This is a genomic window from Arthrobacter sp. 49Tsu3.1M3 (assembly GCF_900168135.1).
In the GTDB taxonomy this organism is placed as follows: domain Bacteria; phylum Actinomycetota; class Actinomycetes; order Actinomycetales; family Micrococcaceae; genus Arthrobacter.
Map to the genome: position 1 here is coordinate 270,582 of NZ_FUZD01000002.1, position 25,741 is coordinate 296,322.

General features: G+C 68.3%; 21 protein-coding genes. 14 read left to right on the forward strand and 7 right to left on the reverse strand.

The window, feature by feature from the left end; all coding sequences use genetic code 11:
• The first annotated feature begins 61 nt into the window (after positions 1–61).
• Entirely contained in the window at positions 62–1,147 is a 1,086-nt protein-coding gene (locus B5X90_RS04215) for an inositol-3-phosphate synthase (protein WP_079550197.1), read from the forward strand.
• A gap of 178 nt (positions 1,148–1,325) precedes the next feature.
• On the opposite strand, the gene B5X90_RS04220 is transcribed toward B5X90_RS04215, so the two are convergent.
• From B5X90_RS04220 to mshA, 3 genes are all read right to left on the reverse strand, one after another.
• Entirely contained in the window at positions 1,326–2,285 is a 960-nt protein-coding gene (locus tag B5X90_RS04220; protein WP_079550198.1) for a hypothetical protein, read from the reverse strand.
• Between the two features lie 176 nt (positions 2,286–2,461).
• Positions 2,462–4,174, reverse strand: coding sequence for a formate--tetrahydrofolate ligase (locus B5X90_RS04225; RefSeq protein ID WP_079550199.1), 1,713 nt, complete (start codon positions 4,172–4,174; stop codon positions 2,462–2,464).
• A gap of 80 nt (positions 4,175–4,254) precedes the next feature.
• Positions 4,255–5,520: a D-inositol-3-phosphate glycosyltransferase gene (gene mshA, locus B5X90_RS04230; protein WP_079550537.1), complete on the reverse strand. Its 1,266-nt coding sequence runs from the start codon at positions 5,518–5,520 to the stop codon at positions 4,255–4,257.
• A 131-nt stretch (positions 5,521–5,651) separates the two neighbouring features.
• On the opposite strand from mshA, the gene B5X90_RS04235 reads away from it, so the two are divergent.
• Positions 5,652–6,179 carry a GNAT family N-acetyltransferase gene (locus tag B5X90_RS04235; RefSeq protein ID WP_143264647.1) on the forward strand — a complete coding sequence of 176 codons (528 nt, stop codon included), beginning with the start codon at positions 5,652–5,654 and terminating at the stop codon, positions 6,177–6,179.
• A gap of 60 nt (positions 6,180–6,239) precedes the next feature.
• Here B5X90_RS04235 and B5X90_RS04240 read toward each other — a convergent pair whose 3' ends face one another.
• Positions 6,240–7,664, reverse strand: a complete 1,425-nt coding sequence (locus B5X90_RS04240) for a family 4 glycosyl hydrolase (protein ID WP_079550201.1) — start codon at positions 7,662–7,664, stop codon at positions 6,240–6,242.
• A gap of 92 nt (positions 7,665–7,756) precedes the next feature.
• Here B5X90_RS04240 and B5X90_RS04245 point away from each other — a divergent pair, with 92 nt between their 5' ends.
• From B5X90_RS04245 to tsaD, 6 genes are all read left to right on the forward strand, one after another.
• Positions 7,757–8,848, forward strand: a complete 1,092-nt coding sequence (locus B5X90_RS04245; RefSeq protein ID WP_079550202.1) for a carbohydrate kinase family protein — start codon at positions 7,757–7,759, stop codon at positions 8,846–8,848.
• A gap of 356 nt (positions 8,849–9,204) precedes the next feature.
• Positions 9,205–10,425 carry an alanine racemase gene (gene alr / locus B5X90_RS04250; protein WP_079550203.1) on the forward strand — a complete coding sequence of 407 codons (1,221 nt, stop codon included), beginning with the start codon at positions 9,205–9,207 and terminating at the stop codon, positions 10,423–10,425.
• Complete coding sequence (gene tsaE / locus B5X90_RS04255) at positions 10,422–11,093, forward strand: tRNA (adenosine(37)-N6)-threonylcarbamoyltransferase complex ATPase subunit type 1 TsaE (protein WP_079550204.1); 672 nt, start codon at positions 10,422–10,424, stop codon at positions 11,091–11,093. Before alr ends, tsaE begins: the two co-directional genes overlap by 4 nt.
• Positions 11,093–11,764 (forward strand): tRNA (adenosine(37)-N6)-threonylcarbamoyltransferase complex dimerization subunit type 1 TsaB, encoded by a 672-nt coding sequence (gene tsaB / locus B5X90_RS04260; protein WP_079550205.1) that lies wholly within the window; start codon positions 11,093–11,095, stop codon positions 11,762–11,764. The genes tsaE and tsaB overlap by 1 nt, the downstream gene beginning before the upstream one ends.
• Positions 11,765–11,811: 47 nt before the next feature.
• The gene (gene rimI, locus B5X90_RS04265; RefSeq protein ID WP_079550539.1) at positions 11,812–12,279 is read left to right on the forward strand and encodes a ribosomal protein S18-alanine N-acetyltransferase; all 468 of its coding nucleotides are present in this window, start codon (positions 11,812–11,814) and stop codon (positions 12,277–12,279) included.
• The gene (tsaD, locus tag B5X90_RS04270; protein ID WP_079550206.1) at positions 12,276–13,376 is read left to right on the forward strand and encodes a tRNA (adenosine(37)-N6)-threonylcarbamoyltransferase complex transferase subunit TsaD; all 1,101 of its coding nucleotides are present in this window, start codon (positions 12,276–12,278) and stop codon (positions 13,374–13,376) included. The genes rimI and tsaD overlap by 4 nt, the downstream gene beginning before the upstream one ends.
• Before the next feature lie 87 nt (positions 13,377–13,463).
• Here the strand turns inward: tsaD and B5X90_RS04275 are convergent, their stop codons facing one another.
• The gene (locus B5X90_RS04275) at positions 13,464–14,615 is read right to left on the reverse strand and encodes a glutamate--cysteine ligase (protein ID WP_079550207.1); all 1,152 of its coding nucleotides are present in this window, start codon (positions 14,613–14,615) and stop codon (positions 13,464–13,466) included.
• 307 nt (positions 14,616–14,922) lie between these two features.
• On the opposite strand from B5X90_RS04275, the gene B5X90_RS04280 reads away from it, so the two are divergent.
• Positions 14,923–15,756: a shikimate 5-dehydrogenase gene (locus tag B5X90_RS04280; protein ID WP_256860059.1), complete on the forward strand. Its 834-nt coding sequence runs from the start codon at positions 14,923–14,925 to the stop codon at positions 15,754–15,756.
• 91 nt (positions 15,757–15,847) lie between these two features.
• On the opposite strand, the gene B5X90_RS04285 is transcribed toward B5X90_RS04280, so the two are convergent.
• The gene (locus B5X90_RS04285; RefSeq protein ID WP_079550208.1) at positions 15,848–17,071 is read right to left on the reverse strand and encodes a class I SAM-dependent methyltransferase; all 1,224 of its coding nucleotides are present in this window, start codon (positions 17,069–17,071) and stop codon (positions 15,848–15,850) included.
• A gap of 66 nt (positions 17,072–17,137) precedes the next feature.
• On the opposite strand from B5X90_RS04285, the gene B5X90_RS04290 reads away from it, so the two are divergent.
• The 4 genes from B5X90_RS04290 (at position 17,138) to B5X90_RS04305 (ending at position 22,379) form a co-directional block, all read left to right on the forward strand.
• Positions 17,138–17,572, forward strand: a complete 435-nt coding sequence (locus B5X90_RS04290) for a hypothetical protein (protein WP_079550209.1) — start codon at positions 17,138–17,140, stop codon at positions 17,570–17,572.
• A 451-nt stretch (positions 17,573–18,023) separates the two neighbouring features.
• Positions 18,024–18,320, forward strand: a complete 297-nt coding sequence (gene groES, locus B5X90_RS04295; RefSeq protein WP_028275747.1) for a co-chaperone GroES — start codon at positions 18,024–18,026, stop codon at positions 18,318–18,320.
• Positions 18,321–18,400: 80 nt separating this feature from the next.
• Positions 18,401–20,011 (forward strand): chaperonin GroEL, encoded by a 1,611-nt coding sequence (gene groL, locus B5X90_RS04300; RefSeq protein WP_079550210.1) that lies wholly within the window; start codon positions 18,401–18,403, stop codon positions 20,009–20,011.
• Positions 20,012–20,279: 268 nt separating this feature from the next.
• Entirely contained in the window at positions 20,280–22,379 is a 2,100-nt protein-coding gene (locus B5X90_RS04305) for an acyltransferase family protein (RefSeq protein WP_079550211.1), read from the forward strand.
• 76 nt (positions 22,380–22,455) lie between these two features.
• Here B5X90_RS04305 and B5X90_RS04310 read toward each other — a convergent pair whose 3' ends face one another.
• On the reverse strand, positions 22,456–23,337 hold the full coding sequence (locus B5X90_RS04310) for a DUF389 domain-containing protein (protein WP_256860044.1): 882 nt from the start codon (positions 23,335–23,337) through the stop codon (positions 22,456–22,458).
• Positions 23,338–23,602: 265 nt separating this feature from the next.
• Here B5X90_RS04310 and B5X90_RS04315 point away from each other — a divergent pair, with 265 nt between their 5' ends.
• Complete coding sequence (locus tag B5X90_RS04315; protein WP_079550547.1) at positions 23,603–25,687, forward strand: acyltransferase family protein; 2,085 nt, start codon at positions 23,603–23,605, stop codon at positions 25,685–25,687.
• The last annotated feature ends 54 nt before the right edge of the window (positions 25,688–25,741 follow it).

Below are 25,741 nucleotides of genomic sequence, written 5' to 3' on the forward strand. Positions count from 1 at the left end.
TCTGATGCAATACATCAGAGTGCGGCCGCGCCGGTCACCCTTGTTTCTCAAAAGGAGTTCCGTGTCTTCACATCCGATTCGTGTTGCAATCGTCGGCGTAGGTAACTGCGCCGCTTCGCTGGTCCAGGGCGTCCAGTACTACAAAGATGCCGACCCCAAGGCCACGATCCCGGGCCTGATGCACGTGGAGTTCGGCCAGTACCACGTTGGTGACGTCCAGTTCGTTGCCGCGTTCGACGTCGACGGCAAGAAGGTGGGGCAGGACCTTTCCGACGCCATCCTGGCCAGCGAAAACAACACCATCAAGATCGCCGACGTCCCGCCGACCGGCGTCACCGTCCAGCGCGGCCACACCCTGGACGGCCTGGGCAAGTACTACCTCGAGACCATCGAGCAGTCCCCGGAGGAGCCGGTCGACGTCGTCCAGGCCCTCAAGGATGCCCAGGTTGACGTCATGGTCTGCTACCTGCCGGTCGGGTCCCAGCAGGCCGCCGAATTCTACGCCCAGTGCGCGATCGACGCCGGCGTGGCGTTCGTCAACGCCCTGCCGGTCTTCCTGGCCGGCACCAAGGAGTGGGCGGACAGGTTCACCGCCGCCGGCGTGCCGATCGTGGGCGATGACATCAAGAGCCAGATCGGTGCCACCATCACGCACCGCGTCATGGCCAAGCTGTTCGAGGACCGCGGCGTCACCCTGGACCGCACGTACCAGCTGAACGTCGGCGGCAACATGGACTTCAAGAACATGCTCGAGCGCGACCGCCTGGAGTCCAAGAAGATCTCCAAGACCCAGGCCGTCACCTCCAACGTCGAGGCCGAGCTCGCCGCCAAGGACGTCCACATCGGCCCGTCCGACTACGTCCAGTGGCTCGATGACCGCAAGTGGGCCTTCGTCCGCCTGGAGGGCCGCAACTTCGGCGACGCCCCGGTGTCCCTGGAATACAAGCTCGAAGTCTGGGACTCGCCCAACTCCGCCGGCGTGATCATCGACGCCATCCGCGCCGCCAAGATCGGCCTGGACCGCGGCATCGGCGGACCGCTGGTCTCGGCGTCGAGCTACTTCATGAAGTCCCCGCCGGAGCAGTTCAACGACGACCTCGCCCGTGAAAAGGTCGAGGCCTTCATCCGCGGCGATCTGGAGCGCTAACCCGCCCCCGCTGTCCCCGGACGCTCCCTCACGTTTGGCGTGTTCCAACCCGACGCTCCCTCACCAATGGTGGGGGAGCGTCGTCGTTTTCGGATTGGGCCCGGGGACGCTCCCTCACTTTTGGTCGATACCGCCCCGATCCTCCCTCACGTTTTGCAGACATCGGGGGCTCGCTGCCTCAGATTGCGCTGGAAAAGCCAGCTGCGGCCGGCGGACTGAGGTATGACGTGCGGAGGATTCGCTTCATCTTGGCGACGGCGCCGGAGAAGCCGTCGGCGAGGTCATCTTTTGTCAGGACGAGCACCGTCCATCCCGCTGCCTCGAAGGCCTTGTCCCGGCGGCGGTCGCTAAAGATCTGTGCGGGCAGCAGGTGGTGCCCGCCGTCGTACTGAACTGCCAGCCGCGGACGGCGATACCCCAGGTCCGCCGTCGGCGCGGCAGGACTGTCCGGTCGCAGCCGGAGCTGCAGTTCAGGTTCCGGGAGTCCGGCGTCGCATATAGCTAGCCGCAGCAACGTCTCCGGCGCTGAATCCGAGCCCACGCGCATCAAGTCGAGTGCGGCACGGGCGCGGACTATTCCCTGTAGGTTCGGGTGCCGGCCCACCATCCAACGCAGCTCATCGATGGTCGCAAAGGGATCACTACGCCCTTCCAACCCCAGCCGGGGAATCCGCACCAGCTCGTCACCCATGCAGACCAACTCCGGCAGGCTCAACCGCAGGGCGAGGTCGAGCCACGTGCGGGAGCGCGTGCTGATCCGGATCCCGTCCACTGTTTCGACCTCGCCGTCCAACGCCAGAACCGTGTGCCCGAGGATGCCTTTGCGCCGGATCTCCGGGAGCGCCCGCGGCTTGCTCAGGTGTAGCTCCTCCGAGTCCGAGAGCCATGGAGGCAATATCTGGCATCGGAGCCTGGCGGCGGTGACGTGGGAGATCCAGGCGCCGGGCGACGCTGCGGCCAATGCACGAGCCGCCGTCTCCAGCTCGAAGTTCCAATCCGCGGGCCGGTAAAGACCTCGGCTGACGTGAATTACGTCGGAGCGCCGGAGCCTGGTTCTCGGCACTCCCAAGGACCGTGCATCAGCGATAGTAAAGGGACCTGCGGTGAGCGGACCGGGAAGCTTCGTCAGTTTCTCCATGCTGGAATTTTGAAACTATTTGGAAAGCCGCGCAGAAGTTATCCACAGATGCCCCTGGCCTGCCGGCGGCGGGCGCCAGCGCCGCGCCGGACGTGAGGGAGCGTTGGTTGGCGGCGCGCCGGACGTGAGGGAGCGTCGGTTGGCGGCGCGCCGGGCCTGAGGGAGCGTCGGGGGGGTTAGAAGAGACCCACCGGGTTGCCGGCGTCGTCGACATCCATCCGCATCGCGGCCGGCACCTTAGGCAGGCCCGGCATGGTCATCACCGCGCCGGTGAGTGCCACGATAAAGCCCGCGCCGGTCTTGGGGATGAGGTCCCGGACGTGGATGGTGAAGCCCTTGGGCGCGCCGAGCCGGGTGGCGTCGTCGGTGAAGGAGTACTGGGTCTTCGCCATGCACACCGGCATCCCGGACCAGCCGTTCTTCTCGATCTCGGCCAGCCGTTTGAGGGCCGGGACGGAAAAGTCCACGCCGTCGGCGCCGTAGATCTCCTGCACGATGGTCCGGATCTTGTCCTCCACAGACATCTCCAGCGGGTACAGGTGCCGGAAGCCGTGCGGGGCGTCGATCGCGGCCGCCACCTTCGCCGCGAGCTCGTCGCCGCCGTCGCCGCCCCCGCCGCGGCCCCAGACGTCGGCCACCGCGGCCTGGACACCCTCCGCGGCGCACCACTGAAGCAGCCAGTCCAGCTCCTCGGCGGTGTCCGTGGCGAATTTGTTGACCGCGACGACCGGGGTGATGCCGAACTTCTCGACGTTGCGGATGTGGCGCCGCAGATTGGCGACGCCGGCGGCCAGCGCCTCCACGTTGGGCTCCTTGAGCAGGTCTTTCGGCACGCCGCCGTGCATTTTGAGCGCCCGGACTGTGGCCACGAGGACGACGGCGGACGGGGCGACGTCGGCCATCCGCGCCTTGATGTCCATGTACTTTTCCGCGCCGAGGTCCGCGCCGAACCCCGCCTCCGTGATGACGATGTCCGCGAGGCGGCGGGCCGTCTGCGTGGCGATGAGGGAGTTGCAGCCGTGGGCGATGTTGGCGAAGGGCCCGCCGTGCACCAGCGCCGGGGTGCCGGCGATGGTCTGCACGAGGTTGGGTTTGATCGCGTCCTTGAGCAGCATGGTCAGGGCGCCCTGGACGCCGAGGTCGGCCACGGTGACGGGCCGGCGGTCGTAGGTGTAGCCGAACGTGATCCGGCCGAGCCGGTCGCGCAGATCGTTCAGGTCCGTGGCGAGGCAGAACACGGCCATGATCTCCGAGGCCACGGTGATGTCGAAGCCGTCCTGCCGCGGCGTGCCCTGGGCCGGCCCGCCGAGGCCGATCACAACCTCCCGGAGGGACCGGTCGTTCATGTCCAGGACACGCTTGAAGGTCATCCGGCGCGGATCGATGTTGAGCTCGTTGCCCTGGAAGATGTGGTTGTCCACGAGGGCCATGAGGGCGTTGTTCGCCGAGGTGATGGCGTGGAAATCGCCGGTGAAGTGCAAGTTGATCTGGTCCATCGGCAGCACCTGGGAGTAGCCGCCGCCGGTCGCGCCTCCCTTCATGCCCAGGATGGGGCCGAGCGAGGGTTCGCGCAGCGCGATCATCACGCTGTGCCCGGCCCGGGCCAGGGAATCCGCGAGCCCCACCGTCGTGGTGGACTTGCCTTCGCCGGCGGGGGTGGGCGACATCGCGGAGACCAGAACCACTTTGCCGGGCGCGCGCACGGGGGAGCCCGCCGGAACGGCCAGCTTCGCCGGGTCGATCTTGGCCTTGTAGGGTCCGTAGAGTTCCAGCGCGTCCGGGGTGATGCCGGCGGCCGCCGCAATCTCCACGATCGGTTTCATGACTGCCCGCTGGGCAATTTCCAGGTCGCTGGGGACGTTGTTCCCGGCAGTGGTGGTCTCAGACATCGTTGTCCTTCGGCTCGTGGCGTCGGCGGGTTTGTCCCGGTCCGGTGTTGCCGGGCGGGGTGTGAGGGGGTGGATCCGGTTCAGGGTATGTGGCCCACCGGGATGGTCAGGCTTCCAAAATACTGGCTCACGGCGGTGTGGTAGCTATCCAGCGTAATCGCGGCGGTGTGTTGCCAGCCGAACTCCTGGGCATGGATCGCGGCGGCGCGCCCCATGTCGGTGCGGGTTTGGGCGTCGTCGAAGAGCGACTCGAGGGCGTCCGCCCAGTCGCTGGCCTTGTGGCCCTCGATCAGCATCCCGGTCCGTCCGTCCTGGACGGCGCGGGAGAGGCCGCCCACTTTCGTGGCGAGGACGGGCGTCCCGCAGGCCTGCGCCTCCAGCGCCACCAGGCCGAAGGACTCGCTGTAGGAGGGCATCACTACGACGTCGGCGGACCGGTACCAGCCGGCCAGCTCAGGGGCGTTCACCGGCGGGTGGTGCGTGGCGACGTCGTCCATTCCGGCGGCGCTGATCAGCGTCTTGAGGTTGAAGTCCTTGGCGCCGCTGACGGCCCCCAGGATGGTCAGCTGCAGGTCGATGTCCGGGCGCCGGGAGCGCAGGAGCGCCGCCGCCTTGATCAGGATCTGCGGGCCCTTGAGCCGCTGGATCCGGCCCGCGAACAGCAGATGGAACTTACCCGGGGCAATGCCGTGCTGGGACCTGGCCCGGTTCCTGAAGGCCGGGGTGAAGACGGCCAGGTCCACGCCGGGCGGCGCGACGTCGATGTGGTCGATGTCGGCGTTGTAGTGCGAGACCAGCTCGGCCGCCTCGGTGCCGGTATTGGCGATCAGCCGGGTGGCGCCGTCGACAATCCGGTGCTCGCCGTCCTCCCGCCGCCGCGGCTCGGGCTGTTCGCCGGACTCGAGGAGCTGGTTCTTGACCTTCGCCATCGTGTGCATGGTGTGGACCAGGGGCAGCCGCCACAGCTCCGCGAGCTCCAGCCCGGCCACCCCGGAGACCCAGTAGTGGGAATGGATGACGTCATACCGGCCGTGCGGCTGGAGCTGGCGGATCCGGTTGATCTCGGCGACCATGCTGTGCAGCAGCCCCGGTAGCTCCTCCTTGGGCAGCTTCCGGGGCGGGCCGGCGAGGACGTTGTGCACGCACACGCCCGGGGACGGGTGTTCGACGGCGGGCTGCGTGGCCGAGGTGGACCGGGTGAAGATCTCCACCTCCACGCCGGTTTCGGCGAGGGCGGCGGCCAGCGCCCGGACGTACACGTTCATGCCGCCGGCGTCACCGGAGCCGGGCTGTTCCATGGGCGAGGTGTGCAGGGAAAGGAAAGCGACGCGGCGGATCAGCGACACGGTTCCCCTTTCCTCTGCCCATTTCATTCTGCCCAATGCATGTCGATAAAACATTACTCCTGAAGTGCCGGCCGGTTCACGGGTCCGCAGGCTTGGTCCGCAGACCATGGCGTGCTGCTAACGTGGCCGCTGTGAACACAACGACAGGACCAGAACCTGAAGCCGGCTGGACCATCCGGGAGGCTGGCCCGGAGGACTGGCCGGGCATCTGGGCGATCCTGGAACCCGTCATCCGGGCCGGGGAGACTTTTACCTGGGACCGGGACACGGCCGAGGACGAGGCCCGCGCACGCTGGTTCAAGCAGGCGCCGGGCCGGACGTTCGTCGCGGTTGCCTCCGACACCGGCGCAATTCTTGGCACCGGCGAGCTGCACGCCAACCAGGGCGGCGGCGGCAGCCATGTGGCCAACGCGGGCTACATGGTCCACCCGGCCCAGGCCGGCCGCGGACTGGCCCGGGCCCTCTGCACCTATTCGCTCGACGCCGCGCGCGACGCGGGTTTCCGGGCCATGCAGTTCAACGCCGTGGTGGAAAGCAATGTCCGGGCCGTGGCAGCGTGGAAAACCATGGGCTTCGAGGTGCTCGCGACCATTCCCGAGGCGTTCAACCACCCTGATCTGGGCTACGTGGGCCTGCACGTGATGTACCGGAAGCTGTAGGGTTGCCGGCCCGGTGCCGCGGGACGCTGGTGTTGGCGGGACCTTGAGGCCCGCGGGCAACTACGGCCCGCCGTGCCAGAGACGGCCCAGCTCCGGGAAGGCTGCTTCATAGCCGGCCAGCAGTTTGCCGGCGAGGACCTCCGAATCCACGAGCGGATGCCTGGCGAACGCGGCGAGGGCCGCCTCCCGCCGGCCGGTCGTCGCCGCCTCCACCACGAGCCGTTCGACGTCCTTGACGCGCAGCAGCAGGTCCAGTTGCGCCGGTCCCGGACGGTCCTGCGGGACCGGCACAGCGCCGTCGGGCGTCACCCGGCACGGAACTTCGACGACGGCGTCGGCCGGCAGCCCCGGGACAGCCGGCACCACCTGGGCTCCGGACCCGGCGCCGCCCGGTTCCGCGCCCGCGGCCGCGGCGGCGGTGACGGCGTTGCGTGTGTTGAGGATCAGGTCCGCCCCGCCGCCGCCGGAGAGGGCACGCATGGCTGCCAGCGCCACCCGCTCGTAGCCGCCGCCGGCGAGGTCGGTCTCGTCGCGGCGTTCGCCCGGGGTACGGGCCTCCGCGAGGTAGCCCTCCTCGCGGGACCGTCGGGCGTCCTCCCACAGTGCATAAGCCTCGGCTCCGGCGGCAGCCAGCCGGGGATAGAGCTCGGCCTGCTGCCTGGCGATCGATTCCCCCCGGGTCTGACCTGCGGCACGCATGCCGGCGACAGCCCGGACGGTGTCGTAGTAGTAGAAAAGATATTCATTCGGCAGGCAGCCAAGGCTGGCCAGCAACCCGGGAGGGAATAGCCGGCCTTCCTCGAATTCCGACAGCGCCGCAGGGTTCGCGAGCAGTTCCGGGAGGGCGTCCCGGCCCCCGGCCTCCAGCCGGTACAGCCAGCCGAGGTGGTTCAGGCCGTAGTAGCCCACGCCGTCGAGCGTGCCCTCCGGCAGTGCGACACCGGCTGCCCGCGCCGCGCGGTGCACCAGGCCGCTGGCGGAGTCGCAAATCCCGATCACCTTGGCACCGAGCACGGGGATCAGGGCCTCCGTGACCATGCCGGCGGGGTTGGTGAAGTTGAGCAGCCACGCCCCGGGGCAGCGGCTCCGCATTTCTTCGGCGAGCCGCAGCATCGGCGGAATGGAGCGCAGCGCGTAGGAGATCCCGCCGGCGCCGGTGGTCTCCTGGCCCAGGAGTCCGAGGTCCAGGGCGATCCGCTCGTCGGCGGTCCGGCCCGCGGTGCCGCCGGGCCGGATGGCGGCGAAGACCATGTCGGCGCCGTCCAGGGCCTCGGGGAGCGAGGACACGGCACGGATCTGCGGGCCGGAACCGGGCGGGCCCTGCCGGGTGAGGGAGGCCAGGACTACCTCGATGGCCGACAGCCTGGCGGGGTCGACGTCGTAGAGCACCAGCTCCCGCACCAGCCCCGCGAAAGGCCCGGCAGAGAGCGCCCGGTAGACCAGGGGGACGCGGAAGCCGCCCCCGCCGGCGATCGTGAGCCGCATGCGGACAGTCTATTCCCCGCCCTGATCCCCGCCGGGTTGGGCCCCGCTTTCCCTGGTATCCCTCGGCGGCGGTACAGCGTAATGTGCCGTATATGGACGCGACCCCGGCGCGGCGATTTGATCCGCTCTCTGCCGTCCGCAGCCCGACCGCGGACGGATTCGACCTGCTCCTGACCGGGACCGTGTTCCAGGACATCATCTTCACCGGGCTGCCCCACGCGCCGCAGCCCGGCACGGAAATCTGGAGCGACGGGATGGGCAGCTGCCCCGGGGGCGTCGCCAATCAGGCCATCGCCGCCTCCCGGCTGGGACTGCGGACCGGTCTTGCCGCCGTGTTCGGCGATGACGGCTACGGTGACTACAACTGGAAGATTCTGGCCGCCCAGGAACACGTGGACCTGTCCCTGTCCCGGCGCGTTCCAGGCTGGCATTCGCCCGTCACGGTGTCCCTGAGCGTGGAGAAGGACCGGTCCATGGTGACGCACGGGCACCCTGCGCCGGTGACCTCCACCGAGCTGGTCGGATGCCCGCCGCCGGCGCTCGCAGCCGTTGCGGAGCTGGGGGAGGAACTCGAACCGTGGGCTGTCGACGCGCACCAGAACGGCGTCCAGCTGTTCGGCGACGTCGGCTGGGACCCCACCGGCGCGTGGTCCTCGACCCGGCTGGACAACCTGAAATATTTCCACGCTTTCATGCCGAACCAGCACGAGGCCATGAACTTCACGGGCCGGGACGACCCCTGGTCCGCCCTGTACTCGCTCGCGGACCGGGTTCCGGTGGCGGTGGTCACCCTCGGCGCCCAGGGATCCATGGCCGTGGATTCGGAAACGGGGGAGGAGGAGTGGGTCCCGTCCCTGCCGGTCCGGGCCTACGATCCCACCGGCGCCGGTGACTGCTTCGGTGCGGCCTTCATTGTCGGGTCCTTGGCCGGCTGGCCGCTGGGAGACCGTCTCCGCTTCGCCAATCTGTGCGCCGCCTTGGCCGTCCAGGAGGTGGGCGGTTCGCTGGCCGCGCCCGGCTGGGGCGACATTGCCGACTGGTGGCAGCGGGCCAACGCCCGGAAGGAACGCCAAAGCAGCCAATGGCTTCGCCGCTACCACTTCCTGGAAGAGATCGTGCGCGACGTTCCGCCCGAGGCGCAGCGGCGCGCGACGGCGACCATCGCCCACCAGTCCGACGCGTAGCCGGGCCGGCGCGGCCGGGCTCTCGTGGCTGGCACCAGTGGACATGTCCTCCGGTCATGTCCGGCCGGATTCGTGCCATTAGTGGACATGATCTCCGCTGGGGCCGGGGCGTGGGCATGGACCCGTTCTGCGCGGCCCTGGGTGTGAAAAATGGGCATGTCCCGCGGTGGGTGTCCGGCCGGGTTCGTGCCACCAGTGGGCATGTCCTCCGCTGGGGCCGGGGCGTGGGCATGGACCCGTTCTGCGCGGCCGTGGGTGTGAAAAATGGGCATGTCCCGGGGGAGGAATAGGCAGGGCCAGCGGTGGCCGGGCACGGCCGATTATTCGGCCCGCAGCGCCGCGCCTAGAATCGTTAGGTGACTTACCAAGCAGCAACAGGCGATCTCCTGCCCGGTTCGGCGGCAGTGCCGGCCCACGCTGAGGAGCGCTCAGCCGTAATCGATCTCGAAGCCATCCGGCACAATGTCCGCCGCATCGCAGCGGTGGCCTCACCCGCGCAGGTCATGGCCGTGGTCAAGGCCGACGCCTACGGGCACGGGGCCGTCCAGGTGGCCCGCGCGGCCCTCGGCGCGGGTGCCAGCTGGCTGGGCGTCGCCCACATCTCCGAAGCCCTCGCCCTGCGCGCCGCCGGGATCGAGGCGCCGCTGCTGGCCTGGCTGCACACCCCGGACAGCAACTTCGCCGCCGCAGTGGCCGCAGGAATCGACATCGGCTGCTCAGGCTGGGAACTGGACCGGATCGTGGCCGCGGCCCGCGAGCAGGAACGGCCCGCCCGCGTCCACCTGAAGGTCGACACCGGGCTTGGCCGCAACGGTGCCACCCTCGACGCCTGGGACAGCCTGGTCGGCGAAGCCATGGAACACCAGGACCAGGGCCTGCTCCGGGTCGTGGGGATCTTCTCCCACCTGGCCGTCGCCGACGAACCCGAACGGCCCGAAACCGACGAGCAGCTCGCCGCGTTCCGCCAGGTCCTCGCCGTCGCCCAGGACGCCGGCGTGGACCCCGAGGTCCGCCACCTGGCCAACACCCCGGCCACCCTCTCCCGGCCGGACACCCACTTTGACCTGGTCCGCGTGGGGCTGGGCCTGTACGGGCTGTCGCCCTTCGAGGGCCAGAGTCCGGCCGAGCTCGGGCTGCGCCCGGCCATGACGGTCCGCACGGTGGTCTCGCACTGCAAGGACGTTCCCGCCGGGCAGGGCGTTTCCTACGGGCTGAACTACCGCACGGACGGCGTCAGCACCCTCGGGCTCATCCCGCTGGGCTACGCCGACGGCGTGCCGCGCATCGCCACCGGTGGCCCCGTCCGGGTCGAGGGCGTGAACTATCCGGTTGTGGGTCGCATTGCGATGGACCAGATGGTGATCGACCTCGGACCCCGCCACGTGGCGGCCGGAGGCCCGAGCATCCTCGGCGCCGAGGCCGTGCTGTTTGGCGACGGCGCCGACGGCGGACCCACGGCAGATGACTGGGCCAAGGCCGCCGGTACCAACAACTACGAGATCGTCACCAGGATCAGCCCCCGCGTGCCGCGCCGCTACCTGAACGAAGAGCCCTCCACCGGCGAAGAGCGGCCGTGAGCGCGCCCGCGTGGGAACGCAGCCTTGAGGTCCACACGGCGGCGCAGACGCATGCGCTCGCCGCAGCCCTCGGCGCCGTGCTGGAAACCGGCGATCTGCTGGTCCTGACCGGCGAACTGGGTGCCGGCAAGACCACGTTCACGCAGGGGCTGGGGGAGGGCCTGGGGGTGCGGGCCGGCATCATCTCGCCGACCTTTGTCCTGGTGCGCATCCACCCCAACCTGCCCGGAGGACCCCGGCCGGGCGGACCGGACCTGGTGCATGTGGACGCTTACCGGCTGGAGTCAGCCGCCGAGATCGACGACATCGATCTTGAAAACACCATGGACAGCGCCGTGACGGTGGTCGAGTGGGGCCGCGGCCGGGTTGAGCACCTCAGCGACAGCCGGCTGGAGGTCGAACTCCACCGCACCCGCGGAGGCGCCGCCGCTTCCGCCGACACCGGCGCCGGTCCCGTTCTGGATTTCGACACGGACGACGACGACGAGCCGCGGACCGTCGTGATCCGCGGCTTCGGCCCGCGCTGGGCCGAAGCGCCGGCGCTGCCCGGCGCCGGGCCCGGGCACGTCGTCGAGCCCCTGCCCCGTTTCGAGCCCCTGCCCGAGACCACGCCCGGCGCCGGGCCCCGGCCCGGCACCACGCCCCAGACCCCGGAACGGAATCCCTGATGCTGATCCTCGCCATCGACACCTCAGCTGTCGCCAGCGCCGCCCTGGTCTCGGATGATGCGCCGGAATCCGTGCTCGCCAGCTTCGCCACCGAGGACACGCGCACCCACGCGGAGGTCCTGGCCCCGGGGATCGACGGGCTCCTGGCTGAGGCCGGCGTCAGCGGGCACGACGTCGACGCTATCGTCACCGGCGTCGGCCCCGGCCCGTTCACGGGACTGCGCTCCGGGATCGTCACGGCCCGCACCCTCGCCTTTGTCTGGGGCAAGTCGCTGTACGGCGTCATGAGCCTGGACGCGATCGCCCTGGAAGTAGCCGAATCCACCGATTCGGCCGCGGAGTTCATTGTCGCCACGGATGCGCGCCGCAAGGAAGTGTACTGGGCCCGGTACACCCTCTCCGATGCCCAGCTGCCGCATCTGGAGGACGGCCCGCACGTGGGATTCGCCGCGGACCTGCCGGATCTTCCCGTGTACGGTGCCGGGGCAGGAATCTACTCCGACGCCGTCAAGGCGGTCGCGGAATTCAGCAGCCGCCAGCCGGAGGCCCTCTCGCTCGGCCAGTTCGCACTCGCCCGGCTCTCCGCGGGAGAAGAGCTCCTGGACTCCACCCCCCTGTACCTGCGCGAATCCGACGCCCAGGTGCCCGGACCCCGGAAGCGTGCCCTGTGAGCGCGGAGCGGGCCGTCCGGCTGCCCGGCGGGGTCACCCTGCGGGACATGGACGCCGCGGACATCCCCGCCATCCACGCCCTGGAACTCCGGCTCTTTCCCGTGGATGCCTGGCCGCTGCAGATGTTCCACGACGAGCTTGCGCAGGTGGATACCCGGCGCTACCTGGTGGCGGAGGTCCACGGCGGGATCGTGGGCTATGCCGGGCTCATGTGCATCGAACCGATCTCGGACGTCCAGACCATCGCCGTGGTGCCCGAGCAGGAAGGCAAGGGCATCGGCTCTGCCCTGCTCACTGAGCTGATCGCGGAAAGCCGGCGCCGGCACGCCCAGGATGTGCTGCTCGAGGTCAGGGCGGACAATCCCCGGGCCCAGCAGCTCTACCTGCGCTTCGGCTTCGAACAGATCCACGTCCGGCCCCGCTACTACCGCGACGGCGTTGACGCCCTGATCATGCGGCTCCAGCTGCCCCGCGAACCGCTCAGCCCCCAGCCAACGGAAGCAGGCCGACCATGAACCGCACCCAGCCGCTCGTGCTCGGCATCGAATCCTCCTGCGACGAGACCGGCGTCGGCATCGTCCGGGGGACCACCCTGCTGACGAACACCGTCTCGTCCTCCATGGACGAACACGTCCGCTTCGGCGGCGTGATTCCCGAGATCGCCTCCCGCGCCCACCTCGACGCGTTCGTCCCCACCCTCGAGGAGGCCCTCGCGGAGGCGGGAGTGACGCTCGCGGACATCGACGCGATCGCCGTCACCTCCGGACCAGGCCTGGCAGGTGCCCTCATGGTGGGGGTGTGCGCGGCCAAGGCGCTCGCCGTCGCCACCGGCAAACCGCTCTACGCCATCAACCACCTGGTGGCGCACGTCGGCGTCGGGCTCCTGCAGCAGGGCGCCGGCGCGCCGTCGCCGCAAACAACGCCGCACGCCCTGCCGGAGAACATGGGCGCGCTCCTGGTCTCCGGCGGTCACACCGAGATCCTGCGGATCCGGAGCATCACCGACGACGTCGAGCTGCTGGGCTCCACGATCGATGACGCCGCCGGCGAAGCGTATGACAAGGTGGCGCGGCTCCTGGGCCTGGGCTACCCGGGCGGTCCGGCCATCGACAAGCTCGCGCGCACGGGCAACGCCAAAGCCATCCGTTTCCCGCGCGGGCTCACCCAGCCCAAGTACATGGGGACCGCCGAGGAACCCGGGCCGCACCGCTACGACTGGTCCTTCAGCGGGCTCAAGACCGCCGTCGCCCGCTGCGTGGAGCAGTTCGAGGCCCGCGGCGAGGAGGTGCCCGTGGCGGACATCGCCGCGGCCTTCCAGGAAGCCGTGGTGGATGTCATTACCGCCAAGGCGGTGCTCGCCTGCCGCGAGAACGGCATCACGGAGGTCCTCCTGGGTGGCGGGGTCGCCGCCAACTCGCGGCTGCGCCAGCTCACCGAACAGCGCTGCAGTGCGGCCGGGATCCGGCTGACGGTGCCGCCGCTGCCGCTGTGCACGGACAACGGCGCCATGGTGGCCGCGCTCGGGGCCCAACTGGTGATGGCCGGCGTGGAACCGAGCGGGATCGGCTTTGCGCCGGATTCCTCAATGCCGGTCACCACGGTCTCCGCCTGAGGCTTCGACAGACGGAGGCAGCGTCCGCCTGACGCCAGGACAGCCGGGGGCTTCGGCCGCCTGCGTGGCGGCTGTTGGGCGCCGGAGCTAGGCGTCCGGGCCCTGGCGCATCTGCTTGACCAGGTCCAGGACGACGGCGCGCAGGTCCCCGCCGTGCTCGGCTGCGACCCGGCGCTGCCGCTGGTAGCCGGCGCCGCGCTCGATGATCTTCTCGACGTCGGCCAGTTCGGCGCTGCAGCCCAGCTTCGCCGCCACCGGCTCAAGCCGCTTGAGCGTCTCGCGCAGGTGCTCTGTTACGAGCTGCTCGTTGCCGTCGGCGTCGAGGATGATGATCGCGTCCAGGCCATACCGGGCCGCGCGCCACTTGTTTTCCTGCACATGCCACGGGGGCATCGTGGGAATGGTGCCGCCGTTTTCCAGCGTGGTGGAAAATTCGTCGACAAGGCACTGCGTCAGCGCCGCGATCGCCCCGACGTCCTCGAGGGTGGCCAGGCCGTCGCAAATGCGCATCTCGATGGTGCCAAGCGCCGGGACGGGGCGGATGTCCCACCGGATCTCGGAGAGCGTGTCAATCACACCGGTGGTGAACATGTCCTGGACGTAGGACTCGTAGTCCTCCCAGCTGGCGAACTGGAACGGCAGCCCGGCGGTGGGCAGCTGCTGGAACATGAGGGCCCGGTGCGAGGCGTATCCGGTGTCCTCGCCGCCCCAAAACGGGCTGGACGCGGAGAGCGCCTGGAAGTGCGGGAAGTAGTTGACCAGGCCGTCCAGCACTGGAAGGACCTTGTCCCGGCTGTCCAGTCCGACGTGCACATGGACGCCGTAAATGACCATCTGCCGGCCCCACCACTGGGTCCGGTCAATGAGCTTGGCGTAGCGTTCCTTGTCCGTGACGGGCTGCAGCTGGGGCGGGCTGAAGGGGTGGCTCCCGGCGCAGAAGATCTCCACGCCCATCGGATCGGTCACGTCCCGGACAGCCGCGAGCGAGCTGTTCAGGTCAGCTTTGGCCTCCGCGACAGTGGTGCAGATGCCGGTGACGAGCTCCACGGTGTTCAGCAGGAGCTCCTGCTTGATGTGCGGGTGCTCGTCGTCCTCGTTGAGTTCGGGATGCCGGGCAGCGACGCCGCGCAGCACCTGGTTCGCCACGGAAGCCAGCTCGCCGGTCTCGGCGTCGACGAGCGCCAGCTCCCATTCCACGCCAAGAGTCGACTGCCTGGATGAAGCGAACTCGATCTTCATGTGGTCCCTTCACTGTTTTGCTGTCGCTGGCCGTGGTCCTGGTGGGGAAATGCGCGGGCAAACATCCGCGGACATGCCTCTGGACATGGCACCGGCGGTGTCACGTGCAATTTCCCACGCACCAGTGCGCCGGCCGGGCGGCCGGCAGGGCTACGGGTGGTCCAAGTCTAGTGCAGGGGCGGCCCCGGGACGGTGTCAAAGTTGCCGTTGGTGCGTGAGTGTATTCACAACGCCGCTGGTCAGCGACGGCGCGCGGTTGCGCGTGGAGCTGCGGGTGGCCGGAGCCATCCTGGCGTTTAATGGAGCTGTGCCCATTCTGAACAAAGACATGACCCTGTGTATCTCGCTCTCGGCCCGGCCCAGCAACAACGGGACGCGCTTCCACAACCACCTGTACGAACAGCTGGGCCTGAACTGGATCTACAAGGCCTTTGCCCCCACCGACCTCGCCCAGGCGATCGCCGGGGTGCGCGGCCTCGGCATCCGCGGCTGCGCGGTGTCCATGCCTTACAAGGAGGACGTGATCGCCCTCGTTGATGTCATGGATCCGTCGGCGAAGGCCATCGATTCGGTCAACACCATCGTCAACGACGGCGGCCGGCTCACGGCGTACAACACCGACTACACCGCAATCGAGCAGCTCCTGCAGAGCAATGCAGTCCCCACGGACTACTCGGTGCTGGTCCTGGGCTCCGGCGGCATGGCCAAGGCCACCGTGGCCGCGCTGCGGGATGCCGGGTTCAAGGACGTGACCGTCGTGGCCCGCAACGAGGGCTCCGGCCGCGCCCTGGCCCAACAGTACGGCTTCGCCTGGAGCGCGGACCTGGACTCTGCGGGATCCGGTACCGGCACGGCCGACATGCTCATCAACGTCTCCCCCATCGGGATGGCCGGCGGCCCGGACGCCGCCGCGCTGCCCTTCCCGCAGGAGGCCATCGACGCCGCCAAAGTGGTGTTCGACGTCGTCGCCCTCCCGGCGGAGACACCGCTGATCAAGGCCGGCCGCGCGGCCGGCAAGACCGTCATCACCGGAGCCGAGGTCGCCACGATCCAGGCGCTCGAGCAGTTCGTGCTGTACACCGGCGTCCGGCCGACCGACGAACAAATCCGGGCAGCCGAGGAGTTCACGCGGGCCCAGTAGCGCGACAGCCCAGTGACCGGCCGCCTCGCTGAGATCCGGCGCCGGGCACTGCGCCGCGGGGCACTGCGCCGGCGGGATGCCGCTGGCGGGGCTAGACGGGCTCCACCGAGATGGCCACCCGGTCCTCGCCGATCCTGGTGAGGACCAGGGTGGCCGATTTTTTGTCCTTGTGCTTTGCGCTGCCGCCGGGCAGGAGTTGCTTGCGCAGCTCTTCGGGCGTGACGGCCGTGCCGCGCTTCTTGATGTCCAGGACCCCGATGCCTTGATCCTTGACCCAGGCCTTGAGTGCCTTGACGTTGAACGGCATCACCTCCAGGACCCTGTACGCCTTGGCGAACGGGGTGTCATGCAGTTCCGGGGCGCAGATGTAGGCGATGTGCTCGTCCACCAGGTGCCCGCCCAGCTGGAGGGCGACGTCGGCCACCAGGCCGGCGCGGATCACGGCGCCGTCTGGCTCGTACAGGTACCCCTCCACGGGGCCAACGGGCGCCACCGGACCGGCACCGAAGTCCTCGCCGCTGGTGAGCTCAGCTGAACCAAGGGGTCCGAGTACGAGGGCGGCGCGCCGCACCCCGGGACGCCGCACCGCGTTGAACCACAGGGCCACCTCGGTCACGTCCCCGCCTACGGAGACCCACTGTGCCTCGCATCCGGCCGGCACGGAATCGTGCGGCATGCCCGGTCCCATCTTCACGCCGACGGCGCGGCCGGAGCCGGCGAGTGACTCCACGAAGGACAGCGGCGGGGAGAAATCCTCCGGATCCCAGATCCGTTTGGTTCCCGAGGTGGACGTCGTGCGCCGGGCCGGGTCGAGCCAGACGCCGTCGATCCCCTCGAGCGATACCGACGTGGCGTCGGAATGGACCACTGTGGCATTGCGGAAGGGGATCAGGTTCATCGTGGCGCAGGCGGCCGTGGCCTCGTCCATTTCCACGGCGGTGACCACCAGGTCCAGGGATGCCAGGGCCATGGAGTCCGCCCCGAGCCCGCAGCCAAGATCCGCGACGTGGCCGATCCCGGCCTCCGCGAACCGCTGCGCGTGCCGTGCCGCCACCGTGAGCCGGGTGGCCTGTTCCAGGCCGGCCTTGGTGAAAATCATCTGCCGGGCGAATTCGCCGAATTTGGCCTCGGCCTTGGTCCGCAGCCGGGACTGGGTGAGCACGGCCGAGACCAGTTCGGGGGAGTGGCCGGCCTTGCGCAGCGACGCTGTGAGGCGGAAGGCCTCCTCCTCGCGGTAAGGGCCCAACGACGCCAGCAGCTCCCAGCCCTCGGGGGTGAGGATCGGGGCAATATGTTCCTGCGGTGCGTCAGTCATGGCATCCAGCGTAGTTGAGGTCCGCGGGCGCGCTGTGACCGGACGGCGGGGGCTAGGCTTGATGGCATGGAAGACAGCGGCACAGGCGACAGCATCTCAGCGGACACGGCCGGGCAGGACACGGTCGGCGACGACGAGGCCAGGCAGGGGCGCAGGCACCCGCAGGGGCTGGCCCGCTACGCAAAACCGGCGCTGATCGCCGGCGCGGTCATCGCCGTCGTGGCCATCGCACTTTTGGTGATCATCTTCTTCCTCGACTCCTTCAACGCCACCGTATATTCCGTCGGCGGCAAGAACGTCCAGGACGCCACAGACGAGGCCCGGGCCATTCGCGAGACCTACACCGCGGCCCGGCTCGGCGGCATCATCTTCCTCATCGCCGGCATTCTGCTGGCCGCCGCCGGCGCCGTGCTGATGTTCCGGCACCGGAATGACGAAGGCCAGAACACGGACGAAGACGACGGCGAGGACGTGGACTTCGACGACCTCGCAGGCCAGTAGCCAGAGAGTAGGAGCGCCAGTAAGCGCCGCTGGTAGGCCCGCAAATGGGCTGGCGCCCGCACCGCCACGCAGTGCCAACGGCCACGGGCCACCGGACATGCCCAGCCTCCTGCGTCACGAATGGACATGTCCTCCCGGGCGGCCCACACGCGTTGGGCATGTCCATCTCTCAGCGCGGGCAGTGAGCATGATGCCCAAGTGTCCCCTGGCCGCGGCGAAAAATGGGCATGTCTTCCCCGGGGAAATGTTCACCCGAAACGAATTTCTGGCACTCGCCTTGACCGAGTGCTAACCATTTACATAGAGTCGTCATTAGCACTCTCCCTAGGAGGGTGCTAACACATGAAGCGCGTTCCGCCAGGCACGCTGCCGGCACCGCGACGACGGTCTGTGCGCCTTGGCATCACCGCTTCATAGTCCACAAATTTGCTGACGAAAAGGAGAGGTCCGAGTGTCGGTCTCTATTAAGCCTCTTGAGGATCGTATTGTTGTCCGCCCGCTCGAAGCCGAGCAGACCACGGCTTCCGGCCTGGTTATCCCGGACTCCGCGCAGGAGAAGCCGCAGGAAGGCGAAGTTGTTGCAGTAGGCCCCGGCCGCTTCGATGACAATGGCAACCGCGTTCCCGTTGACGTGGCCGTTGGCGACGTTGTCATCTACTCCAAGTACGGCGGAACTGAAGTTAAGACCGGCGGCACCGAGTACCTCGTGCTCTCCGCCCGCGACGTTCTGGCGATCGTCGTAAAGTAACTCTCTTGGACCCCCGCGCAGCAGATCCTTCGTCATGAACGGATCAGTTGCGCGGGGTTCTGTCTTGAAAGGACAAAACCATGGCAAAGCAGCTTGCGTTTAACGACGCTGCACGCCGGTCGCTTGAAGCCGGCATCGATAAGCTCGCCAACACCGTCAAGGTCACGCTGGGCCCGCGCGGCCGCAACGTCGTACTGGACAAGAAGTGGGGCGCCCCCACGATCACCAACGATGGTGTGACCATCGCTCGTGAAGTCGAGCTGGACGACCCCTACGAGAACCTTGGCGCTCAGCTTGCCAAGGAGGTCGCCACCAAGACCAACGATGTTGCCGGCGACGGCACCACCACCGCCACCGTCCTGGCCCAGGCCCTGGTCAAGGAAGGCCTGCGCAACGTAGCGGCAGGCGCCGCACCGGGCGAAATCAAGCGCGGCATCGAGGTTTCGGTCGAGGCCGTTGCCGCCCGCCTGCTGGAGAACGCACGCCCGGTTGAAGGCACGCAGGTCGCCAACGTGGCCGCAATCTCCGCCCAGAGCGACGAGGTCGGCGAGCTCCTGGCCGAGGCGTTCGGCAAGGTCGGCAAGGATGGTGTGATCACCATCGAGGAGTCCTCCACCACGCAGACCGAGTTGGTCCTTACCGAGGGCATGCAGTTCGACAAGGGCTACCTGTCCCCGTACTTCGTCACCGACGCGGAGCGCCAGGAGGCCGTCCTCGAGGACGCCCTGATCCTGATCAACCAGGGCAAGATCTCCTCGGTGCAGGATTTCCTGCCGCTGCTGGAAAAGGCTCTGCAGAGCTCCAAGCCGCTCTTCATCATCGCCGAAGACGTCGAGGGCGAGGCCCTGTCCACGCTGATCGTCAACCGTATCCGCGGCACCCTGAACGTCGTCGCCGTCAAGGCGCCGGGCTTCGGTGACCGCCGCAAGGCCATGCTGCAGGACATCGCGACCCTCACCGGTGCGCAGGTTGTCTCCGCGGAGCTGGGCCTGAGCCTGGACACCGTTGGCCTTGAGGTGCTCGGCACCGCACGCCGCATCACCGTCACCAAGGACAACACCACGATCGTCGACGGCGCCGGTTCGGCCGAGGACGTCGCCGCCCGTGTTGCCCAGCTGCGCGCCGAGCTGACCCGCACCGATTCGGACTGGGACAAGGAAAAGCTGCAGGAACGCCTGGCCAAGCTGGCCGGTGGCATCGGCGTGATCAAGGTCGGCGCTGCCACCGAGGTTGAGCTGAAGGAAAAGAAGCACCGCATCGAGGACGCTGTGTCCTCCACCCGCGCTGCCCTTGAAGAGGGCATCGTGGCCGGCGGTGGCTCCGCCCTCATCCACGCGCTGAAGGCGCTCGACGAGGACGCTGCCGTCCAGGCCCTCGAAGGTGACGCGGCTGCCGCCGTCGGCATTGTCCGCCGCGCCCTGACCCAGCCGCTGCGCTGGATCGCCCAGAACGCCGGCTTCGATGGCTATGTCGTCGTTGCCAAGGTCGCCGAATCCGCCGTGAACCAGGGCTTCAACGCCAAGTCCGGCGAATACGAAGACCTGATCGCCGCCGGCGTAATCGACCCCGTGAAGGTGACGCGTGCGGCTCTGCGCAACGCGGCCTCCATCGCGGCGCTGGTCCTCACCACGGAAACCCTCGTGGTGGAGAAGCCGGCTGACGAAGACGAGCACGCAGGGCACAAGCACTAGGCCCTGCCCGCAGGGGGACGGTCCGGCATCTGCCGGGCCGTCCCTTTTTCTGTCGAGTCACTGCTGCAGTTCTGCCGTGTTCGTGGCCGCAAATTGCCGTGATTCTGGCAGAGTTAACCCATCAGGCGCCGCTCCAGCGTCCCGGGTTCACTGGAAACTCCCACGTTGGCATGCCTCAATGGGGAGCAGTGGCCGCCGTGACGATTGGCCATCAAAATTACGTTTTGGTAACATGGAGGCTTTGGTTATCTGGTTGAGGGGTAGTTCTATGACACAGCAAGGAACCTTGCCCCGGCCTGCCCGGCCTGCCCGGCCTGCCCGGCACACTGCCGCGGCGGGGCACGATCCCGCAGCCAAGTCCGGCCGAAAATCCACCTTCAGGCCCGAAATCCAGGGACTCCGGTCCCTCGCTGTGCTGATGGTCATGAGCTATCACATCTGGCTGGGCCGGGTTTCCGGCGGCGTGGACGTCTTCCTGCTGATCTCGGCCTTCCTCATGACGCTGCAGTTCGTGGGCCGCTACGAGCAGGGCCGGTCCATGGCCCTCATCAAACACTGGCTGCACCTTTTCCGGCGCCTCGTCCCGGCCGCAGTCACCGCCCTGGTGGCCATCCTTGCCGCAACTGTCCTCTTCCTGCCCCGGACCCGGTGGATGGAAATCATCAACCAGGGCTGGGCCTCCCTGGGCTATGCCGAGAACTGGCTCCTGCAGACCCAGGCGACGAACTACTACGCCGCGGACCACAGCCAGGCCAGCCCCTTCCAGCATTTCTGGTCCCTTTCGATCCAGGGCCAGGTCTTTATCCTGTGGCCGCTCATTTTTGTGGGGGCAGCGGTCGTCGCCAGGCGCTTCAGGCTCCGCTATCGCGTGCTGCTGTGCTACATCTTCGCCGTGATTTTCGTTGTTTCGCTGCTCTACTCGATCGTCTTCACCCAGGCGAGCCAAACGGAGGCGTACTTCGACACCTGGGCCCGGCTGTGGGAGTTTGCCCTGGGCACGCTCGTGGCTTTGGCCCTTCCTGCCCTGCGGCTTCCGCGGGGCTGGCGGATCGGGCTTGGCTGGCTGGGCATTGCGGCCATGCTCAGTTGCGGCCTCCTGCTCAACGTCCAGGCCTCCTTCCCCGGGTTCGTGGCGCTCTGGCCCACCCTGGCGGCCGCCTGTGTCATTGCGGCCGGGCAGTCGGGCAGCAAGCTGGGCGTCGACCGGATCCTGAGTTCGAAGCCTTTGGTCCGGCTGGGCGACATTTCGTATGCCCTGTACCTGTGGCACTGGCCGGTTCTGGTCATCTCCCTTGCCGTGATGCACAGGGAAAAAGCGGGTCTGATCACGGGCGCCGTCATCGTCACTGTTTCGCTGGTGCTCGCCTACCTCACCACCCGCTTCATTGAGAAGCCCTGGCGTGAGTGGCAGTGGCCGGAGGTGCGGCGGCGCCGCGCCCTCGTTGCCATCGCCGTGGCCGTGGTCACCGCCGCCGTGCCGCTGGCCGGGATTCAGATCCAGCAGCACCTCGAAAGCGAAGCAGTCCTCGCCCAAGCCCCGAAGAACAACCCGGGCGCCTTGGCGCTGACGCCGGGCTTTGTGGACCAGGCCGACGCCAACGCCGTCCTGCTCCCCACCCCGCAGACGCTGCCGCAGGACTGGGCCAGCCTCCCGAATCCGTGCTCCGGTGACCTGCAGCCGCAGGACCCGGTCCTGCAGAAGGACTGTTTCCAGAACAATCAATCCGACGCAGGAGCGAAAAAGGTCCTCGTGATCGGGGATTCCCACGCACAGCAATGGCTGGGCTCGATTGGTCCCCTCAGCGATGAGAAGGGCTGGCGGCTCTACGCCATGCTCAAGGGTGCCTGCAAACCCAACATAGCGCCGCAGCACGTCTCGGCGGATTGCGACAATTTCAATGCGGCCGTCGCATCGGAAGTGAAGAACAACCCGCCGGACGCCATTATCATCGTGGGCACTGAGGCAGCGCCGTCGTCGCCACAGGAGAGCGTGATCCCGGGCTTCGAAGCCACCGCGAAGGCTTGGACGGACGAGGGCATCAAGGTCGTGGCCCTCCGGGACAATCCGCGCTTTACCTTCAACATGGCAGAGTGCGTAGCGACCAAGGGTGCCGACGCTCCGGACTGCAGGCCGCGCGAGCAGGGCCTCCTTGCGGCAACGAACCCCTTGGCCGCGCTGGATGGCAAGCTGCCTGGCGTCTCGTTCATGGACATGACTGACCTGATCTGCAACGGCACGGAATGCCCGGGTGCGGTTGGCAACACCTACGTCTACCTGGACAACAACCACCTCAGCCGGAGCTATGCGGCCAGCATGGCCCCCATGTTCAGCGAGAGGCTCCTCGCCGCGACCGGCTGGGGCCCCTAAGCCCCACGGTCCCCGGCCGCGCACGACGACGGTCCCGGGACTGCGGGCCGTGGCGGGCACCTGGGGCGCCCGCGGGTCAGGGCTGGGAGCGGTCCGCCCTGCGCCGCAGCTGGCGGGCGGTGTCCGGTGCCAGTCGCCTGGTCACCAGCCGGTAGAACAGCAGGACCCCGACGGCGGCCACCACGATTCCGACTAGGTTCAGGAACAGCTGCAGGGCGGAGCCGGCTGCCTTCTGGTACTCGCCCAGGACCAGTGCCACGGCCACGAAACCGGCTGCCGGCACCGTCGTGACGGAGATGAACACCCCGATCAGCGCCGCCGAGCGCCGGCTGATGACCGACAGCATCCCGGCTGTTCCGGCGAGGACGGCGACGATCAGGGAATAGGGGCCGGGGTGGTAGATGAATTCGACTGCCGAACCGTGGTCCAGCGCGTCCGCGGGGAACAGCCCGAGTGGCACGGAGAGCCACGCTGTCAGCGCGGCGGCCAGCATCGCGACGGGAAAACCGACGCCGAGGGCCAGCGCCGCGTCACGTCCGAGCCGCCGCTGGCGCCGGACCAGGGCCACGGCCAGGGCAGCCAGCGGGCCGAACTCCGGGCCCACGGCCATGGCGCCGACGATCGCAATGGTGGAGTCCGTCACGATGCCGATGGCCGCCAGCTGGGTCGCCAGGACCAGGAACGCCAGGAAGCTCCACGTGAGGCGCGAATCCTCGCCGGTCTGCCGCGATACCTCGTCCCAGATCACGGCGTCCGCACCCTCACCTGGAGCCTCCGCCTCCGCCTTGTCGGCGCGGTCCGAGAGCACAAGGTCCGGTGCGATGACCGTAATCGATCCCCGCTGCTGGACATCGAGGGCGTGCAGCTTCTCCACGAGCCCCTCCACGGATTCCCGGGCCAGCAGAACCTCGATAACGTCCCCGGGCGGCGTGACGGAAGAGGCCTTCGCGAGCGCCACTTCCGAGACGCCGACGTGGTTTGTACAACTTTCGAGAACAACTCCGGACAATTCACCCGGAACACAAATGCGCACCTGCACGATCACGTGGCGGCCTCCTCAGACTCCTACCAGCCTAGCTTCCGCCCCGCGGCCGAGGCGCCGGACGGCCCCCGGGTGCGCCGCCGGCCAGGCGCGTGAAGGACGCCGCCGGGCCCGTGTGATTGGCAAAGAAAGTTACGTTTCGGTAACATTGATGTTTTGGAAACGGCCGGAAGGGATCTTTGTGTCGAACGAGCGAACCACCGTCACCCCGCCGCGGGCGGATGCAGGTTCTCCGGCGACCCGAAAAACAAGCTACCGCCCCGAAGTCCAGGGCCTTCGCGCCCTCGCGGTCCTCATGGTGGTCACGTACCACGTGTGGCTGGGCCGGGTCTCCGGCGGCGTGGACATCTTCCTCCTCATTTCAGCCTTCCTGATGACACTCAGCTTCACGCGGAAAGTCGAGAGCGGCGCGCCGCTGCGGCTGCTCAGCCACTGGCTGCATCTGCTCAAGCGCCTGCTGCCCGCCGTCGTCGTGGTGGTCCTCGGCGTCCTCGCCGGCACCTGGGCCATCCTGCCGCAAAGCCGCTGGCCCGACGTCCTTGAACAGGCCTGGGCGTCCCTGCTGTACCGGCAGAACTGGCTCCTGGCCGACAGCGCCGTGGACTACTACGCCCAAGACCATTCGGGGGCGAGCCCGCTCCAGCACTTCTGGTCCCTCTCGATCCAGGGCCAGGTGTTCGTGCTCTGGCCGCTCGTCTTTGCCGGCACCGCACTTCTTTCCCGCCTGCTCCGCCGCCGGACCGGCCAGGGCCACCTCCTGCTGCGTTACCGCTCCCTGCTGGCCGCGGCCTTCGGCGCCATCTTCGCCGTGTCCCTGGCCTACTCGATCCAGCAGACCGCAACGAACCAGGCCCACGCCTACTTCGATACCGGCGCCCGGCTCTGGGAGTTCGCGCTCGGCTCGCTCCTGGCCCTCGCCCTGCCGTACCTGAAGCCGGGCAGGGTCCTGCGCGTCGTGCTCGGCTGGGCCGGCCTCGTGGCCATGCTCTCCTGCGGGCTCCTGCTGACCGTGGACCGTTCGTTCCCCGGGTTCATCGCGCTGTGGCCCACGCTGGCCGCCGCCGCGATCATCACCGCCGGTCAAAGCGGCAGCCGCTTCGGGGTTGACCGCTTCCTTTCCTGGAAACCCCTGGTGGCGCTGGGGGATAACTCCTATGCGCTCTACCTCTGGCACTGGCCGCTGCTGGTCCTGGCCCTCGCCGGGGCGGGCATCACTGCACCCAACCTGTTCCAGGGGCTGTGCATCGTTGCCGCGTCCCTCGTCCTGGCCGTGCTCACCACCCGTTTCGTCGAGAAGCCCCTGCGCGAATGGCACTGGCCCAAGCGCCGCGCCTGGCGGACCGCCGTCGTGATTGCCGCCTGTGGTGCCCTGCTGGCGGGACCCGTCGCCGTGTGGCAGAGCCAGCTCCTGGCCGACGAAGCCGAAGCGGCGTCCCAGCCCAAGGAACTGACCCCGGGCGCGGCCGCCCTGGCGCCGGAAAACGCCGGCAAGCCCACGCCGGAAGCCAAGATCATCCCCGCGCCGGCGGCGATGAAGAACGAGTGGGCTGACATCGACGGGCTGTGCACGGACGCCAACGTCCCGGCCGACCCCCTGCTGCAGGGCTGCCTGCAGAACAACAAGCCGGACAAAGTCACCAAACGGATCGTGGTGCTCGGTGACTCCCATGCCCAGCAGTACATGGCGGCGCTGGGCCCCATCGCGAAAAGCCACGGCTGGGAAGTTGTCACGCTCCTGAAGGGCAACTGCCGCTTCGGCGGGGAGTCCCCGGAGCGGGACGCGGACTGCAACGCCTTCAACCGGGCCAGCGCGCAGTACGTCCTGGACCACCGCCCCGACGCCGTTTTCACGGTTGCGTCCCTGACCCACAAGGAAGCGCCGTTCGAGACCGAAGTGCCTGAGTACCTGGCGGGCATCAAGCCCTTCACCGGCGCCGGCATGGACGTGGTGGGCATCCGCGACAACCCCCGCTTCACCATCAATATGCCCGAGTGCGTCCAGAAGAACGGCCCGGACGCCTCGGAGTGCAACGTGCCGGAGCAGGAATCTCTCGCAGGGTCCTCGCCGCTGGACGCATACCGCGGCCAGGTGCCCAGGCTGCACCTCATGGACATGAGCGATTTCATCTGCGCCAACGGAACATGCCCCGCGGTGGTCGGCAACGTGTATGTCTACAAGGACGACAACCACCTGACAAAGACGTACGTCCAGACCATGATCCCCATGTTCGAACGGCGGCTGCTCGCCGCGACCGGCTGGAAGTAGGCCGGCGCCCACCGGCTGGAAGTAGGCTGCTCGCCCACCGGCCGGAAGTAGGAC